Genomic DNA, 16,171 nt, shown 5'->3' with positions numbered 1-16,171 from the left:
CCTCAGAACACGGTGTCCACAGCGATGCTGTAGACGTTGACCGAAGACCCTGTGCCGAAGCCGGGCTGCGTGTTGATGAAGAAGCCCGGCCCCGTGGGCTTGACCCGGTCAAACTGTGCCTTCAGCGCGGTGTTGCGCATGAAGTCCCAGCGAACGCCCAGGGCCCAGGTCTTCTGCGTGCGGACCTGGGTGGCCACGAAGCCGTCCACGGCCGCCTTCAGCTGCGCCAGGCCGGGCGTCAGCGGCTGGATGGTGTTGTTGATGTTGCTGTCCACGTTCTTGATCTGCGAGACCGTGACGTAGGGCGTGAACTTGTCGATGCGATGCCCCAGGGTGAGGAACCAGGCATTGGTGTCGGAGGCGTAGGAGTCGGTGCGGCGCTGCGTGTACTCGGCGGACACCAGCCAGCTACCGTTGTCCCAGTTCAGCCCCAGGCCGGTGAAGGCGGCCTTCTTGTCGGTGGGGTCCAGCTCGTTGGCCGTGCTGGTGAAGGGCGTCTGGCGGATGGTGGCCACCAGGGCGGCCAGCGTGGTCGTGTGGGCCGTCAGCTTGCCCGCCACATGGCCGAAGCGCAGGCTCAGGCCGTTGTCCATCTCCAGCGTGGTGTTGAAGCCCATCGCTTTCTTCAGGTCCACGTCGGTCCCGGCGATCACGGTCTTGCTCTGGCCTCCGAAGACTTGAGCGCTCCAGGTGCCCAGCGGGGTGCTGGTCTGGAAGTTCAGGTCAGCACCGTCGAAGCTGCTGAAGGGCACCTGGCTGTAGACGTCCAGCGGCGGGCGGACCCAGGTGTTGGCGTAGCCCACGTCGCGGAAGTCGGAGACGGCGAAGAAGGGCCCGCCCATGCGCCCCAGGCGCACCGACAGCCCCGGGCTCAGCTGCGCCTTCAGGAAGGCCCACTCCAGGCCGGGATTGAAGTTGCCGTCGCCGTTCTGCTTGCTCAGCAACTGCACGGTGGCCGAGAACATGGGAGAGAACTTGGCCGTGGCCTGCAAGCCCAGCTTGCTGTCGACCTCGCCGCTCCAGTTCTTGTCACCACCGCGGATCTGCCCGAAGGTGGCGTACTGGGCGTCGTCGGTGTTGGTGCCTGTGAGGCCCAGCGTGGCAAAGCCCGAAAAACTGAACATGGAGTTGTCCTGCGCCTGCGCCGTCGCAGCGAGGACGGCCAGCGCCAACGGCGCCAGTCGACGTGATTTCAGAGCCATCATCAAGGTCTCCTTCTTGTGTTGAAACTAAAAGCGGCCGCTCCAGCAATGGACGGCCGCGTCAAGGATGTCCTCTGCTTTCGGCAAACCAGCCGCGATCTTTAGGAAAGCCCCGGTACGGACGCGGCTCGATAGAATCCGGGCCGCGCGGCGAGCTGCCGCACTGGCCCGTCGCCCGCTGCACTGCAGCCGGCCGCCCTTCCACTGAACCGAATTGCCCATGTACAAGCTCGTTCTCATCCGCCATGGTGAATCCACCTGGAATCTGGAAAACCGCTTCACCGGTTGGACCGACGTCGACCTGACCACCACGGGTGTGGAGCAGGCCAAGCAGGCCGGACGACTCATCAAGGATGCCGGGCTGGACTTCGATGTGGCTTACACGTCCATGCTCAAGCGTGCAGTTTGGACGCTTTGGCACTGTCTGGATCAAATGGATCGAACTTGGTTGCCTGTTGTCCACAGCTGGCGTCTCAACGAGCGCCACTACGGCGCCCTGCAAGGTCTCAACAAGGCCGACATGGCCAAGCAGTACGGCGACGAGCAGGTGCTGGTCTGGCGCCGCAGCTACGACACCCCGCCGCCGCCGCTGGAGGCCCAGGACCCCCGCAGCGAGCGCAGCGACGTGCGCTATGCCCGCCTGAAGCCCGAGGAAGTGCCCCTCACCGAATGCCTGAAGGACACGGTCGCTCGCGTGCTGCCCGTCTGGAATGACAGCATCGCACCCGCCATCAAGGCCGGCAAGCGTGTGGTGATTGCGGCACACGGCAACAGCATCCGCGCCCTGGTGAAGTACCTGGACGGCATTGCCGACGACGCCATCGTGGGCGTGAACATTCCCAATGGCATCCCGCTGGTCTACGAGCTGGACGCCGATCTGAAGCCCATCAAGAGCTACTACCTGGGTGACGCCGAGGCAGCGGCCAAGGCTGCCGCTGCCGTGGCCAGCCAGGGCAAGGCCTGACCCTCCCATGCGCCTCCCGGGGCCGCACTGACAAGAAAAGGCGAGTGAACTGCTCGCCTTTTTTCTTGCCAGCGGCCAGAACCTCGCCCCCGGAGTCCGGGGATTCATCGAAGGGTTTGACGTCCATGCCGCAGCTCGCCGCCAATCTCTCCTTCCTCTACCAGGAGCTGCCCGCTGCCGAGCGCTGGGCTGCGGCGCGCGCGGATGGCTTCAAGGCCTGCGAGATCCTCTTCCCTTACGCCGAAGCCGCATCGCAGCTGGCTTCGCGGCTGCAGTCGCTGGACCTGGCGCTGGCCCTGTTCAACGCACCGGCCGGCGACTGGCCCGCCGGCGATCGCGGCCTCGCTTGCCTGCCCGCGCGACGCGAGGATTTCCGCGCAGGCCTTCTGCAGGCCCTGGACTACGCCAGCACCACCGGCACGCAGCGCCTGCACGTGATGGCGGGCGTGCCGGGCGAGGCGGTGTCCCCCGAGGCCGCCCAGGACTGCTACCTGGAGCAGTTGCGCTGGGCCGCCGAGCAGCTCGGTGACGGGCCCCTGCGCCTGTGCATCGAGCCCATCAACCGCCTGGACATGCCGGGCTACTTCCTGCAGAGCCAGGCGCAGGCGCATGCCCTGCTGGACCTGCTCGACGACCGCCGCGTACTGCTGCAGTTCGACGCCTACCACTGCCAGCGCAGCGAGGGCGAGGTACTCAACAAGCTGCGCGACGCCTGGACGTGCGGCCGCCTCGGCCACGTCCAGATCGCCGGCGCCCCAGACCGCCACGAGCCCGACCGCGGCGAGCTGCGCGTCGAGACCCTGCTCCAGGCCCTGGACGACTGGGGCTACACCGGCCACGTCGGCTGCGAGTACCGGCCGGCCGCCGGCACCCGCAAGGGCCTGGCCTGGGCCCGCCCCTGGCTCAAGACCTGACACCCACGAACTGGCCTGCCCCAAGCCGGCCCACCTGGAATGGCTTGAGGCTCCAAGCCGCGAGCCATTCCGTCCCCTCGGGGGACCGACCAGACTCGCCCGCGTTCAGCGCGACGAGGCTGGGCGAGGGGTCAACGCCTCCACCAGCAGCGGCACCACGCTGACCGCATTGCTCTCATGCGGCACGGCGTTGCTGCTCCAGACGTGGCGCACGCCTGCCGCCTTCAGCAAGGGCAAGGCGTCGCCATTGAAGAGCGCATGCGTCACCGCCACGTCCACCGAGGCCGCGCCGCGGGCCAGCAGTTGCTCGGCCGAGCCGATCAGGGTGCGGCCGGTGGAGGCCATGTCGTCCAGCAGCACCACCGCCCTGCCCTTCACCTCGACCTCGGGCAGGGCCAGGCGGACCTGGTGATCGCCCTCGCGCAGCTTGCGGCCGACGGCATGGTCCAGGCCGCCGGCCAGGGCGGCTTCCTTGACCCATTGGCCCGATTCTTCGTCCGGCCCGATCAGCAGGGCCCCGGGCACATGGCGGGCGATCCAGGCACCGAGTACCGGCGCCACGGACAGGGCCACGCCCACGCCGGGCGGCATCACCTCGTCCAGGCTGGCGATGCGGTGCAGGTGCGGGTCCAGCGTGATCACACGGTCGAAGAGCTGGGCCAGCCAGCGCGCCACATGGCGCTGGCTGACGGCCTCGCCGGGGGTGAACTCGATGTCCTGGCGCATATAGGCCAGATAGGGCGTGACCAGCACCAGCTGCTGCGCGCCCAGCTCGCGCGCGGCAGGCGCGGCGATCAGCAGCTCCACCATCTTCTCGTTGGGCTGCTGCAGGCCGCGCAGGAGGATGACCCGCGCCGGCAGGGGCTTGGGCAGGACCAGGCGCAGCTCGCCGTCAGGAAAGCGATGGCGGTGGATGAAGTCCAGGCGCAGGCCCAGGGCCTCGGCCAGTTCGCGGGCCAGGGGGGCTTCGTCCTCGAAGGCGAGCAGCAGGGTCAAGTCTTGAGCCATGGGTCAGGAGGCCTCGGGAACAGTCAGATGGAAAAGAAGCTCGCGGCATGCGAGGCCTGGTCCCACTCCGCCTTGCTGCCCAGTCGGCAGCCGCTGTCGCGGCCGGCCAGCTCGCGGGCGAACTGCAGGTCGGTGGGGTACTGGGCGTGGATTCGGTAGAGCGGCTCGCCGGCCTTCACCGTATCGCCCAGCTTCTTCAGCAGGTCCAGGCCTGCGCCGGGCACCTGGGGGGCGCCGGCCAGACGGGCGATGCGGGCAATGCGCAGGTTGTCCAGGGCCAGCACCACGCCGTCCTGCGGGGCCAGGATCTCGGTGCTGAGCGCGCCCAGCGGCGGCGGCTCGGCGCGGCGGCCCTGGGCCTCGATGATGGCTTCCATCTTGGCCAGGGCTCGGCCGGACTCGAGGATGTCGCGGGCGATCTGGTAGCCCTGGCCGCCCCGCACATCGGGGTCGAACTCGATCATGCGGCCGGCCAGGCGCAGGGCCTTCTGGCGCAGGTCGTGCGGCGCGTCCGGGTCGCCGCGCAGCACCTGCATCACGTCACGAGCCTCCAGCACTGGGCCGATGCCGCGGCCGATGGGCTGGCGGCCGTCGCTGATCACCACGTCCAGCTCCAGGCGCAGATGGCTGGCCACGAACTCGAAAAGCTTCTTGAGCCGGTGGGCCTCGGCCATGGATCGCACCTTGGCGCTGTCGCCCACCGGGATGTCCAGCACCAGGTGCGTGGAGCCCGCGGCGATCTTCTTGGACAGGATGGACGCGACCATCTGCCCCGGCGAGTCGATGGACAGGGGCCGCTCGACGCTGATGAGGATGTCGTCAGCCGGCGAGAGGTCGGCCGTCCCGCCCCAGGCCAGGCAGGCATGGGTGTCCCGCACGATGCTCACCATGCGGTCAAAGGGCAGCTCGACATTGGCCAGCACCTCCATGGTGTCGGCCGTGCCGGCGGGCGAGGTGATGGCGCGGGAGCTGGTCTTGGGGCACAGCATGCCGTGCGCCGCGACGATGGGCACCACGAGCATGGAGGTGCGGTTGCCGGGGATGCCGCCGATGCAGTGCTTGTCCACCACCGGCCCCGATCCCACCTGGGCGCGCCAGTCCAGGCGGCGGCCTACGGCGATCATGGCCTCGGTGAGGTGCAGCACCTCCTCGCGATCCAGCTCGACCTGGTTGGTCGCGACGACGAAGGCGGCCAGTTCGATCTTGGAATAGCGGGCCTCGGCGATGTCGCGGATGATGCCCATGAGGTCCTCGCGGCCCAGGCGGTCACCATTGATCTTGCGGTGCAGGGCCGCGATGGAGTGCGGCGGCTCCGCGTGCGCGATGCTGGCCACATGGCCCTCGGCCACGCCCAGGCGGGCGAAGGCTTCCTCGCTGACGCCCAGCTCGCAGCTGCTGACGATGCGCTCATCGTCGACCACGTTCAGCACCGCCTGGATGGTGCAGCCATTGGCATGGATCTCGACCTTGGACAGGGCCTGGAAGCCCGCCGCACGGACCACAGGGCAGTCCCGGTGCAGGTAGGCGACGTTCTCGCGCCAGGTGTCGATGCCGACACGGCGGATCTGGAGTTGGGAGGCTTGGGCGCTCATGCCCGGATGGTAGTGCCGACCAGCTTCAACCGAGCTTGGCGGCGATCAATTCGCGCAGATGCTCAGCCAGCAGGCGGCGGTCGGCATGCGCCGTGGCGTGGGCAGGCAGTACCTGCAGCTCGATGGCCAGGCCGCGCGCCGTGACGACGCGCCAGATGCTCTGCAGCAGGGTGGTGTCGCCAATGAACTGCGCGCTGCGGCTGAAACGCTGTCCGGGCTCATACCAGCGCAGCACCACGGGCTGCACCGGCAGCTCGGTGGAGATGGCCGCCTGCAGCAGATTGGCGTGGAAGGGCAGCAGCTCGGGGCCAGGGCCTGTCGTGCCCTCGGGAAAGAAGGCGATGGTGTCGCCCGCGCGCAGGGCCTCGGCACACTGGTGCACCACGCGCAGCGCATCGCGCTTGGAGGCCCGCTCGATGTAGAGCGTGCCCACGGCCGTCACCAGGGTGCCAACGAGCGGCCAGGCCTTGACGTCGGACTTGGAGACGAAGCGGGCCTCGGGCATCAGCGTATGGATGGCGGCGATGTCCAGCCAGGACACGTGGTTGGCCACCAGCAGCTTGGCGCCAGGGCGCGCCTGGCCCTGGCTGCCCAGGGTGATACCCAGCAGACGCAGCATCTTGCCAGACCACCAGGCCACGCGGGCCTGGCGCTGCGCGGGCGTGTAGGCGCCGAAGCGCAGCTGTATCAGGGCCAGGCCGTGCAGCACGTGCAGCGCCAGCTGCAGCAGGCGCCAGATCCCGGTCAGCGAGCGCATGCGGCTCAGTGACCTTCGTAGGCCAGCGTGCCGGCCACGATGGTGGTCTTCACGCGGCCGGGCAGCTCGAAGCCGCTGATGTCGAAGGCAAAGGGCGTGTGCGTGCCCTGGCTCACCAGCTGATCCGGCCGCACGGCCCAGCGCGTGCCGGGGTCGAAGAGGCAGAGGTCAGCGACGCCGCCTTCCACCAGGCGGCCCGCGCTGGCCGACAGCGAGCCCAGGGCATTGCCCAGCACCCGCACCGGCTCGCTGCTGACCACGGCCAGGGCACGGGCCAGGGGCAGTTGCTCGTCCTCGGCCCACTTCAGGGCCACGCTCAGCAGCAGCTCCAGGCCGGTGGCGCCGGGCGTGGCCTCGGCGAAGGGCACGTTTTTCTCGTCGGCGCTGACGGGCATGTGGTCGGACACCAGCGCGTCGATGGTGCCGTCGGCCAGCGCGGAGCGCAGGGCGTCACGGTCGCGGCCCTGGCGCAACGGTGGCGTCAGGCGCATGGCGGTGTTGAAGTAGCCGATGTCGACGTCGGTCAGGCACAGGGAGTTGATGGACACGTCCGCCGTCACCGGCAGACCTTCCTGCTTCGCGGCCCGCAGCAGGGCCACGCCGGCGCTGCTGGAGAGGCGGCACAGGTGCACGCGGGCGCCGGTGGCGCGCATCAGCTCGAAGATGGTGTGCAGGGCGATGGTCTCGGCCGTCGCTGGCAACCCCGACAGGCCCAGGCGGGTGGCCACCGCACCGCTGGCGGCCACGCCGCCGGACAGCCAGGGGTCCAGCGGATGCAGCCAGACGGTGTAGTCGTAAGTCGCCGCGTACTGCAGGGCGCGCTGCAGGAACTGGGTGTTGCGGACGGGTACCTCGGCCTGCGAGAAGCCCACGCAGCCGGCCTCGGTCAGCTCGGCCATCTCGGTCAGTTGCTCGCCCTTGAGGCCGCGGGTCAGCGCGCCCAGGGGGAAGAGCCGGCACATGCTGAGCTTGCGGGCGCGGAACTTGAGCATCTCGACGAGGCCAGGCTCGTCCAGCGGCGGGTCGGTGTCGGGCGGGCACACGAGGCTGGTCACGCCGCCGGCCGCGGCCGCGGCGAGCTCGCTCTCCAGCATGCCCTCGTGCTCGTGGCCGGGCTCGCGCAGGCGGGCACAGAGGTCCACGAGGCCGGGGGCCACCACGAGGCCTGTGGCGTCGATGACGCGCTGCGCTTCGAAGTCCGCCGGGACATCACCCAGGGCCACGATGCGGCCGGCCGCGATGGCCAGGCCCCCCACGCGGTCCAGGCCCGAGGCCGCATCCACCAGGCGGCCGTTCTTGATCAGGATCTTCACTTGCTCTTCTCCGCTCAGTTGCCGGCCAGGATGCTCATCACGGCCATGCGCACCGCGATGCCGAAGGTCACCTGGGGCAGGATCACGCTCTGCTGGCCGTCGGCCACCTCGGAGGCAATCTCCACGCCGCGGTTGATGGGGCCCGGGTGCATGACGATGGCATCGGGCTTGGCCAGCTGCAGCTTCTCGGGCGTGAGACCGAAGCTCTTGAAGAACTCGCCCGTGCTGGGCAGCATGGCGCCGTTCATGCGCTCGTTCTGCAGGCGCAGCATGATGATGACGTCGGCGTCCTTGATGCCGGACTCCAGGTCATGGCAGACGCGCACGCCCATCTCGCGAAGGTCTCCCGGCACCAGGGTCTTGGGGCCTACGGCGCGGATCTCGGGCACGCCCAGGATGCTCAGCGCATGGATGTCGGAGCGGGCCACGCGCGAGTGCACGATGTCCCCGACGATGGCCACCGTCAGCTTGCGGAAGTCCTTCTTGTAGTGACGGATGGTGTACATGTCCAGCAGGCCCTGCGTGGGGTGGGCATGCCGGCCGTCACCGGCGTTGACCACATGCACGTGCGGCGCGCAGTGCTGGGCGATCAGGTAGGGCGCGCCGCTCTCGCTGTGGCGCACCACGAACATGTCCGCGTGCATGGCCGAGAGGTTGGCCACGGTGTCCAGCAGGGTCTCGCCCTTGGCGGTGGAGCTGCGGGCGATGTCGAGGTTGATCACGTCCGCCGAGAGCCGCTTGGCGGCGATCTCGAAGGTGGTGCGGGTGCGGGTGCTGTTCTCGAAGAAAAGGTTGAACACCGACTTGCCGCGCAGCAGGGGCACCTTCTTGACCTCGCGGTCATTGACGGACAGGAAGGTGCCGGCCGTGTCCAGGATCTGGTGGATGACGGCCTGGGGCAGGCCCTCGATGGAGAGCAGGTGCACCAGCTCGCCGTGCGTGTTCAGCTGGGGATTGCGCTTGGACAGCATGGGGCTCAGGCTCCTTTCACATCAAAGCTGAAGCGGCCGGACTCGTCCTTGGCCAGGCGCAGGCGCTGGGCGGGAGCGAGGTTGACGCGAGCGGCAGAGAAGGCCGGCTCGATGGGCAGCTCACGGCCGCCGCGGTCCACCAGCACGGCCAGCTGCACGCTGGCGGGGCGGCCGAAGTCGAAGAGCTCGTTGATCACTGCGCGCACGGTGCGGCCGGTGTAGAGCACATCGTCGACCAGCACGATGTGCCGGCCCTCGACCTCGAAGGGCAGCCGGGTGTGGTCGCTGCTGACACTCATGCCCTTGGAACCGAAGTCATCCCGGTGCAGGGAGCTGGAGATCACGCCGTGCGCGTCCAGTGGCAGGTCCGCGGCCAGGCGCTCGGCCAGCCAGGCCCCGCCGGACCAGATGCCCACCAGGGCGATCCCGCCTTGGGGGCGGGCGGCCAGCAGGCGCTGCACACCCTGGCGCAGGTCGGCATACAGGGCCTCGGCATCGAGGAGTAAGGTGCTCATGAGTGCTCTCGGAAGTACTGTTCAAGAATGAGGGCGGCCGAGGTGGAATCCACATCGCGGGCGCCCAGGCTCTCGGCCTCGACGCTGGTGTAGCGCTCGTCCACCTCGTAGACGCGCAGGCGGAAGCGGCTCTTGAGCTGGCGGCCGAAGCGGCGAGCGGCCTGGGTCATCTCATGCTCGGCGCCGTCGGGATGACGGGGCACGCCGATGACCAGGGCGTCGGGCTGCCATTCCTTGAGCAGCCTGGCGATGGCCTCGAAGCGGGCTTCGCCGCTGACGGTGATGGCGCGCAGGGGCTCGGCCTGCTTCAGCATTGCATGGCCCTTGGCCACGCCGATGCGGCGGGTGCCGAAATCGAAGGCAAGCAAGGAAGCGGGCGGGGGAAGGTCTGAAAAGGAAGGCCAGGGCGCGGAGGCTGCAGTCGACGGGGAGGACCGGTCGGCGCTCATGCGTGCCCCGCCTCCGTGCTCAGCATGCGCGGATCGATGCCCAGCAAGCCCAGGGCGCGCTCGTAGCGCTGCTCGGCAGGGGTCTCGAAGATGATCTCGGGCGTGGCATCCACAGTGAGCCAGCCGTTGCGGCCGATCTCTTCCTCCAGTTGTCCGGCAGCCCAGCCGCTATAGCCCAGCGTCACCATGATCTTGCGCGGGCCGGCGCCATGGCTGAGGGCTTCCAGCACGTCACGGCTGGTGGTCATCTCCAGGCCGCCGGGGATGGCCAGGGTGGCGTTGTAGTGGCCACCCTGCTCGTCCAGGCGCTCATGCAGCACGAAGCCACGCTCGGTCTGCACCGGGCCGCCGTAGAAGACGGGGCGGGCAGCCAGGTCCTCGTCCGGCAGGGCCAGCTCGACCTTCTCGAAGAGCTTGCCGACGGTCAGGGAGATGGGCTTGTTGATCACCAGGCCCAGCGCGCCCTTCTCGTTGTGCTCGCACATGTAGACCACGGAGCCGGCGAAAGCATCATCGGCCATGCCGGGCATGGCGATGAGGAACTGGTTGGTCAGGTCGATGCGGTCCTTGGACATGGGGGCATTTTAGGGGCTGGCTGTTCGGTCGGCCCGGCTTCGCGGACACTCCGGGCCCATGCGACATGACAAATCCCTGGTCTGGTTCCGTCGCGACCTGCGCGCCGAGGACCACGCCGCCCTCTTCCATGCCCTGAAGCACAGCCGCCAGGTGGTCTGCGCCTTCGTGCTGGATACCGAGATCCTGGACGCCCTGCCCCGCCGCGACCGCCGCGTGGCCTTCATCCTGCAATCCCTGGAGGCCCTGGACCACGCCCTGGCGGCGCTGCAGCCCGGTGCCGGCCTGCTGGTGCGCCATGGCCTGGCCCGCGACGAGATCCCGCGCCTGGCGGCCGAACTGGGTGTCGACGCCGTCTACTGCAACCACGACGACGAGCCCGCCGCCCTGGCCCGCGACGCACAGGTGAGCCAGGCCCTGGCCCGGGAGCGCCGCGCCCTGCTGAGCTTCAAGGATCACGTCATCTTCGAGCGCCGCGAGGTGCTGACCGGCCAGGGCAAGCCCTATGGCGTGTTCACGCCCTACAAGAATGCGTGGCTGCGGCAGCTCACGCCCTTCTTCCTCGCCAGCTATCCGGTCAGCCGCTACGCCGCGGCCCTGGCGCCCTGCCCCGCGCGCGGCGTCCCCAGCCTCGCCAGCATCGGCTTCGAGCCGCTGGAGCTGCCGCCCCTGCTGGGCGGGGGCAGCGCGCGCGCCGAGGTCCTGTTCCAGGACTTCCTCGGCCGCATGGACCGCTACGACCAGCAGCGAGACTTCCCCGCCGTCAAGGGGCCCAGCTACCTCAGCGTGCACCTGCGCTTCGGCACCGTCTCCATCCGCCGCCTCGCGCGGGAGGCCTGGACGCGGGCGCAGGCCGGCGATGCTGGCGCAGGCGTGTGGCTGTCCGAGCTGATCTGGCGGGACTTCTACCACCAGGTCCTGCACCACCATCCACAGGTCGTGACGCAGGCCTTTCGGCCCGAGTACGACCGCATCGAATGGGCGAGCGGCCCCGAGGCCGAGGCGCACTTCGCGGCCTGGTGCGAGGGCCGGACGGGCTATCCTCTGGTCGACGCCGCCATGCGCCAGCTCAACGAGACCGGCTATATGCACAACCGCCTGCGCATGGTCACCGCGAGCTTTCTGGTCAAGGACCTGGGCATTGACTGGCGGCGCGGCGAGGCCTACTTCGCCCGGCAGCTGCTGGACTTCGACCTGGCAGCCAACAACGGCGGCTGGCAGTGGGCAGCCTCCAGCGGCTGCGATGCCCAGCCCTACTTCCGCATCTTCAACCCCGTGAGCCAGAGCGAGAAGTTCGACGCCGACGCCCGCTTCATCGAACGCTACGTGCCCGAGCTGGCCGCCCTGCCGCCGGCCCAGCGCCATGCGCCCTGGGAGGCGCCGCCCCTGACACTGCAGGCGGCGGGCGTGGTGCTGGGCCGCGACTACCCGGCCCCCATCGTGCGCCATGACGAGGCGCGCGCCGCGACCCTGGCGCGCTACGCCGTGGTCAAGTCGCGCGCCCTGCCCGAGGCTTGAGCCGGCACAGACTCAAGGCAGCCAGGCCGCCCTGCAGCAGGGCAGCCGGCGCAAGTCCGGCCCCGCACCCCGGCTCTCCGGCGCTGCGACCTCCTCATGCCTGCTCCAGCCCCAGCCCGGCGGCCCGGCGCTCACGGCGCCGGCTGGGGCTCACCAGGGCGATGAGATCGTCCACATAGCTGAAGACGATGGGGATGACCAGCAGGCTCAGGAAGGTCGAGGTGATCAGGCCGCCGATGACAACGATGGCCATCGGCGCGCGGAAGCTCGGGTCCACGCCCAGGCCCACCGCGATGGGCATCATCCCCGCGCCCATGGCGATGGTGGTCATCACGATGGGGCGTGCACGTTTGCGGCAGGCATCCAGGATGGCCTCGTAGCGGCTCAGGCCATGCTCGCGCCGGGCCAGCACCACGTAGTCCACCAGCAGGATGGAGTTTTTGGTGGCAATGCCCATCAGCATGATCAGACCGATCATCGAGGGCATGGACAGGGCCGTCTGCGTGACAAAGAGCGCCAGGAAGGCCCCCGGCACCGACAGCACCAGGGCCGCGAGGATGGTCACGGGCTGCACGAAGTCCTTGAACAGCAGCACCAGCACCACGTAGATGCACAGCACGCCGGTCAGCATGGCCAGACCAAAGCTTTGGAACAGCTCGGCCATGGCCTCGGCATCGCCGATGGCGGCCTGGGTGATGCCAGGCGGCAACTGCTTGAGGCTGGGCAGGGCCTGGGCCTGGCGCTCGACCTCACCCAGCGGCTGGCCGTTGAGTTCGATCTCGAAGTTGACGTTGCGCTGGCGGTCGTAGCGGTCGATCTGCGAGGGGCCGCTGGCGTACTCCAGCGTGGCCACCTGCCCCAGTGGCACCGGCCCCCTGGCGCCGGGCACCGGCAGCCGGGCCAGCAGTTCCAGGTCCTTGCGCGCGGCGTCGGGCAGGCGCACGACGATGGGCACCTGGCGCTGCGAGAGGTTGAGCTTGGGCAGGGACTGCTCGTAGTCGCCCAGGGTGGCGACACGCAAGGTGTCGGCGATCGCCGCAGCACTGACGCCCAGATCGGCCGCCCGGGCAAAGTCCGGCCGCAGCTGAAGTTCCGGCCGCACCAGGCTGGCGCTGGAGGTCACGGCGCCAATGCCCGGCAGGCTGCGCAGCTCGCGCTCCACCTTGGCGGCATGGACCGCCAGGGCCTCGCCGTCCTCGCCGGCCAGCACCAGGATGTACTTCTCGGACGAGCCGCCAAATCCCACCTTGACGCGGGCGCCGGGCACCTGAGCCAGGCGTTCGCGCAGCTCGGACTCGATGCGCTGCTTGCTGATGCCAGGCCGCTCGCCTCGCGGGGTCAGGTTCAGGGTCAGCGTGGCCTTGGTAACGCTGGGCGTGCCGCTGCCCATGAAGGGATCGGCACCCGCGCTGCCACCGCCCACGGCGGTGTAGATCAGGCGCACCTGGGGATGTGCCTTGACCAGGCCTTCCGCCTGCCGGGTCAGGGCCAGCGTTTCCTTCAGCGTGCTGCCGGGCGGCAGGGTCAGGGTGACCTGGGTCTGGGAGAGGTCGTCAGGCGGCAGGAAGCCGGTGGGCAGCAGACCGGAAAGTCCCATCGATCCCACGGTGAACAGCGCGGTAAGCACCAGGGTGGCGATGCGGTGCTTCAGTGCCCAGCGCGCCCAGCCCAGGTAGCGCTTCAGCCAGGCTGGGTCGGTGTGGTCCTTCCTGGGCGGGCGCAGCACATAGGCCGCCATCATGGGCGTCAGCATGCGCGCCACGACCAGGGAGAAGAACACGGCGATGGCCGCCGTCCAGCCGAACTGCACGAAGAACTTGCCCGGCACGCCGCTCATGAAGGCCGTGGGCAGGAAGACCGCGATCAGCGTGAAGGTGGTGGCGATCACGGCCAGGCCGATCTCGTCCGCCGCCTCCATGGCCGCATCAAAGGGCGTCTTGCCCTGGGCCAGGTGGCGCATGATGTTCTCGATCTCAACGATGGCGTCGTCCACCAGCACGCCCACCACGAGGGAGAGAGACAGCAGCGTCACCACGTTGAGCGTGAAGCCCATCAGGTACATCAGACCGAAGGTGGGCAGCACCGACAGCGGCAGCGCCGTGGCCGCCACCAGGGTGGCACGCCAGTCGCGCAGGAAGAACCACACGACCACCACGGCCAGCATCGCCCCCTCCCACAGGAGGTACATGGAACCGCTGTAGTTCTCCTCGACAGGATCGACGAAGTTGAAGGACTCGTCGAACTTCACCTCGGGATGCGCCGCGCGCAGCTCCTCCACCGCGGCGCGCACGCCCGCGGCCACCTCGACCTCGCCGGCGCCCTTGGTGCGCGTGATCTCGAAGCCCACCACCGGCTTGCCGTCCAGGAAGGCTGCCGAACGGGGCTCGGCCACGGTGTCCGAGACCTGGGCCACCTGGTCCAGACGCAGGCGACGGCCATCGGGCAGGCTGATCTCCATCGCCGCCAGCTCCTCGGCGCTCTGCACCGTGGCCAGGGTGCGCACGGACTGCTCGGCGCCGCCCAGGTCCAGGCGGCCGCCTGCGGCCTCCTGCTGGATCAGACGCAGCTGGCGCGACACATCGGCCGCCGTGGTGTTCAGCGCCATCAGGCGCAGCGGATCCAGCTCCACCCGCACCTCGCGGGTCACGCCCCCCACGCGAGCCACGGCGCCCACGCCGCGCACGGCCAGCATGCGCTTGGCCACCTCGTGGTCCACGAACCAGGACAGGGCTTCCTCGTCCTTGCGGTCCGAGGCCACGGTGTAGGTCAGGATGGGCGCGCCGCTGAGGTCCAGCTTGGAGATGATGGGGTCGCGCATGTCCGCCGGCAGGTCCGAGCGCACGCGCGAGACCGCCTCGCGCACATCGTCCAGGGCTTCCTGTGTGCGCTTCTCGAGGCGGAACTCCGCCGTCACGGTGGCCACCCCGTCATTGAGGTTGGTGTAGATGTGCTTGACGCCTTGCAGCGTGGCGATCTGGTTCTCCAGCTTGCGGGCCACCTGCGACTCCAGCTGACCGGGCGCAGCGCCCGGCAGCTGGGCCGTCACGGTGATGGTGGGCAGGTCGATGTCCGGAAAGTTCTGTATCTTCATCGCCCGGAAGCCGGCCAGGCCACCCAGGCTGAGCATGATGAAGAGCAGGACGGCAGGGATGGGGTTGCGTATGCACCATGCAGAAACGTTCATGGCAGCCCCTTCAGCGCAGCGCAGCCGTGGCGGCCGGCGTTCCGGACGCGCTGGACGCGCCGCTCACCACCTGCACCCGGTCGCCATCCACCAGGAAGCCGACGCCAGCGGCCACGATGCGGGCCGTGGGCTCCAGGCCCTGCAGCAGTTCCACGCGGTCGCCCTGGCGCCGCCCCAGACTCACCTTGGTCTGCTGCACGCGGCCGTCGGCCCCCGCCTTGAACACATAGGCAAAGCCCTCGCGCAGCTGCACGGCGCTTTGCGGCACATGCAGGGCTTCGGCACTGCCCTGGTCGAAGCTGCCCTGCAGGAAGCTGCCGGCCCGCAGGCCCGTCCCGGCGGGCAGGTCCACATAGGCCAGGCCCATGCGCGACTGCGGGTCCACCGTGGGTGCCACGGTCCGTACCCTCGCCTCGACAGGCTCCGCTCGCCCCGGCACCTGGACCTGCACCCGTGCGCCAGGCTTCACCTGGGCCAGGGTGTCAGCCGGGAGTTCCGCACGCCATTCCAGGCGCTGCTGGCGGATCAGCCTGAACAGCTCCTGCCCGGGCTGGGCCACCGCGCCCTCCACCGCCGACTTGGCGCTGATGACGCCGTCATCGTTGGCGACGATGCGGGTCTGGCTGAGCCGCAGCTCCTCCGACTTCACCCGCGCCTGGGCTGCCTGCAGCCGGGCGGCGGCGCTGCGCGCCTGCGCCTGGTATTGCTGCAGGGCCTGCCTGGAGAGGCCCTCGCCGCCTTCGGTCTCGATCTGGCGGGCGCGCTGGGCGTCAGCTTGGGCCAGCTCGTGGCTGGCCTCGGCTTCGGCCAGCGCGGCACGGGCCTGGGCCAGGTCGGCCTGAACGCCCAGGTCCTGCAGCCGGGCCAGCAACTGGCCGCGCCTGACCACATCGCCCACCTGGGCGCGCACCTCGGTCAGGATGAGGCCTCCGGTCTCGGCACTGACCTGCTGCTCGGCCCAGGCCGCCACCGCGCCCACAGCCGGCACGCGGCGGGTCCACTGACTCCTCTGGGGCGTGGTGAGCTGCACGCTGAGGGCGGGCTTGCCGACACCGGCCACGGCAGGGCCTGTGGCGGAAGCCGCCTTGCTGTCCTTGTCTCCGGCCATCGCCGGCCCACCCATCAGCAGGCCGGACAGGGCAGCCGCCAGCAGGGCGTACGGGGCATGCTTGATCATGGTTTGAGCGTTCATGGAATACCTTTGGCGCCAG

Annotated in this window: 14 protein-coding genes; 3 read left to right on the top strand and 11 right to left on the bottom strand. The window is 69.4% G+C overall.

The features are described 5' to 3' along the window. Positions 1-2: 2 nt before the first annotated feature. Positions 3-1,205 (bottom strand): hypothetical protein, encoded by a 1,203-nt coding sequence (locus ACS5PK_RS16440; RefSeq protein WP_439441335.1) that lies wholly within the window; start codon positions 1,203-1,205, stop codon positions 3-5. Positions 1,206-1,422: 217 nt separating this feature from the next. Here ACS5PK_RS16440 and gpmA point away from each other — a divergent pair, with 217 nt between their 5' ends. Then, positions 1,423-2,166 (top strand): 2,3-diphosphoglycerate-dependent phosphoglycerate mutase, encoded by a 744-nt coding sequence (gpmA, locus tag ACS5PK_RS16435; RefSeq protein ID WP_439441334.1) that lies wholly within the window; start codon positions 1,423-1,425, stop codon positions 2,164-2,166. Between the two features lie 125 nt (positions 2,167-2,291). After that, positions 2,292-3,080: a hydroxypyruvate isomerase family protein gene (locus ACS5PK_RS16430; protein WP_439441333.1), complete on the top strand. Its 789-nt coding sequence runs from the start codon at positions 2,292-2,294 to the stop codon at positions 3,078-3,080. Positions 3,081-3,185: 105 nt separating this feature from the next. Here the strand turns inward: ACS5PK_RS16430 and ACS5PK_RS16425 are convergent, their stop codons facing one another. From ACS5PK_RS16425 to ACS5PK_RS16390, 8 genes are read right to left on the bottom strand one after another with little or no spacing between them, the layout of a single operon-like run. Further along, entirely contained in the window at positions 3,186-4,088 is a 903-nt protein-coding gene (locus tag ACS5PK_RS16425; protein WP_439441332.1) for a ribose-phosphate diphosphokinase, read from the bottom strand. A 23-nt stretch (positions 4,089-4,111) separates the two neighbouring features. Then, complete coding sequence (locus ACS5PK_RS16420; protein WP_439441331.1) at positions 4,112-5,680, bottom strand: thymidine phosphorylase family protein; 1,569 nt, start codon at positions 5,678-5,680, stop codon at positions 4,112-4,114. A 25-nt stretch (positions 5,681-5,705) separates the two neighbouring features. Then, a complete protein-coding gene (locus tag ACS5PK_RS16415; protein WP_439441330.1) occupies positions 5,706-6,437 on the bottom strand; it encodes a lysophospholipid acyltransferase family protein in 732 nt (243 codons plus the stop codon). A 5-nt stretch (positions 6,438-6,442) separates the two neighbouring features. Beyond that, complete coding sequence (locus ACS5PK_RS16410; protein WP_439441329.1) at positions 6,443-7,750, bottom strand: dihydroorotase; 1,308 nt, start codon at positions 7,748-7,750, stop codon at positions 6,443-6,445. Between the two features lie 14 nt (positions 7,751-7,764). Beyond that, on the bottom strand, positions 7,765-8,721 hold the full coding sequence (locus tag ACS5PK_RS16405) for an aspartate carbamoyltransferase catalytic subunit (RefSeq protein ID WP_439441328.1): 957 nt from the start codon (positions 8,719-8,721) through the stop codon (positions 7,765-7,767). A gap of 5 nt (positions 8,722-8,726) precedes the next feature. Beyond that, complete coding sequence (pyrR, locus tag ACS5PK_RS16400; protein WP_439441327.1) at positions 8,727-9,236, bottom strand: bifunctional pyr operon transcriptional regulator/uracil phosphoribosyltransferase PyrR; 510 nt, start codon at positions 9,234-9,236, stop codon at positions 8,727-8,729. Continuing rightward, positions 9,233-9,685 carry a Holliday junction resolvase RuvX gene (gene ruvX / locus ACS5PK_RS16395; RefSeq protein WP_439441326.1) on the bottom strand — a complete coding sequence of 151 codons (453 nt, stop codon included), beginning with the start codon at positions 9,683-9,685 and terminating at the stop codon, positions 9,233-9,235. The genes pyrR and ruvX overlap by 4 nt, the downstream gene beginning before the upstream one ends. Continuing rightward, positions 9,682-10,260 (bottom strand): YqgE/AlgH family protein, encoded by a 579-nt coding sequence (locus ACS5PK_RS16390; protein WP_439441325.1) that lies wholly within the window; start codon positions 10,258-10,260, stop codon positions 9,682-9,684. The genes ruvX and ACS5PK_RS16390 overlap by 4 nt, the downstream gene beginning before the upstream one ends. 58 nt (positions 10,261-10,318) lie before the next feature. On the opposite strand from ACS5PK_RS16390, the gene ACS5PK_RS16385 reads away from it, so the two are divergent. Beyond that, a complete protein-coding gene (locus ACS5PK_RS16385; RefSeq protein WP_439441324.1) occupies positions 10,319-11,776 on the top strand; it encodes a cryptochrome/photolyase family protein in 1,458 nt (485 codons plus the stop codon). A gap of 94 nt (positions 11,777-11,870) precedes the next feature. On the opposite strand, the gene ACS5PK_RS16380 is transcribed toward ACS5PK_RS16385, so the two are convergent. Both ACS5PK_RS16380 and ACS5PK_RS16375 read right to left on the bottom strand, forming a co-directional pair. After that, the gene (locus tag ACS5PK_RS16380) at positions 11,871-14,960 is read right to left on the bottom strand and encodes an efflux RND transporter permease subunit (protein WP_439441323.1); all 3,090 of its coding nucleotides are present in this window, start codon (positions 14,958-14,960) and stop codon (positions 11,871-11,873) included. 10 nt (positions 14,961-14,970) lie between these two features. Beyond that, a complete protein-coding gene (locus ACS5PK_RS16375; protein ID WP_439441322.1) occupies positions 14,971-16,152 on the bottom strand; it encodes an efflux RND transporter periplasmic adaptor subunit in 1,182 nt (393 codons plus the stop codon). Between the last annotated feature and the right edge of the window lie 19 nt (positions 16,153-16,171).

It is taken from the genome of Roseateles sp. DB2 (genome assembly GCF_051857535.1).
Lineage (GTDB): Bacteria > Pseudomonadota > Gammaproteobacteria > Burkholderiales > Burkholderiaceae_C > Roseateles_B.
The sequence above is the reverse complement of the archived record's forward strand: the minus strand, read 5'-3'. Positions and strand labels throughout refer to the sequence as shown.

Coding starts and splice junctions, on each gene's coding strand:
- ruvX (WP_439441326.1), bottom strand. CDS start 9,685: ATGAGCGCCGACCGGTCCTCCCCGTCGACTGCAGCCTCCGCGCCCTGG.
- gpmA (WP_439441334.1), top strand. CDS start 1,423: ATGTACAAGCTCGTTCTCATCCGCCATGGTGAATCCACCTGGAATCTG.
- ACS5PK_RS16375 (WP_439441322.1), bottom strand. CDS start 16,152: ATGAACGCTCAAACCATGATCAAGCATGCCCCGTACGCCCTGCTGGCG.
- ACS5PK_RS16405 (WP_439441328.1), bottom strand. CDS start 8,721: ATGCTGTCCAAGCGCAATCCCCAGCTGAACACGCACGGCGAGCTGGTG.
- ACS5PK_RS16385 (WP_439441324.1), top strand. CDS start 10,319: ATGCGACATGACAAATCCCTGGTCTGGTTCCGTCGCGACCTGCGCGCC.
- ACS5PK_RS16430 (WP_439441333.1), top strand. CDS start 2,292: ATGCCGCAGCTCGCCGCCAATCTCTCCTTCCTCTACCAGGAGCTGCCC.
- ACS5PK_RS16420 (WP_439441331.1), bottom strand. CDS start 5,680: ATGAGCGCCCAAGCCTCCCAACTCCAGATCCGCCGTGTCGGCATCGAC.
- ACS5PK_RS16425 (WP_439441332.1), bottom strand. CDS start 4,088: ATGGCTCAAGACTTGACCCTGCTGCTCGCCTTCGAGGACGAAGCCCCC.
- ACS5PK_RS16415 (WP_439441330.1), bottom strand. CDS start 6,437: ATGCGCTCGCTGACCGGGATCTGGCGCCTGCTGCAGCTGGCGCTGCAC.
- ACS5PK_RS16390 (WP_439441325.1), bottom strand. CDS start 10,260: ATGTCCAAGGACCGCATCGACCTGACCAACCAGTTCCTCATCGCCATG.
- pyrR (WP_439441327.1), bottom strand. CDS start 9,236: ATGAGCACCTTACTCCTCGATGCCGAGGCCCTGTATGCCGACCTGCGC.
- ACS5PK_RS16380 (WP_439441323.1), bottom strand. CDS start 14,960: ATGAACGTTTCTGCATGGTGCATACGCAACCCCATCCCTGCCGTCCTG.
- ACS5PK_RS16440 (WP_439441335.1), bottom strand. CDS start 1,205: ATGATGGCTCTGAAATCACGTCGACTGGCGCCGTTGGCGCTGGCCGTC.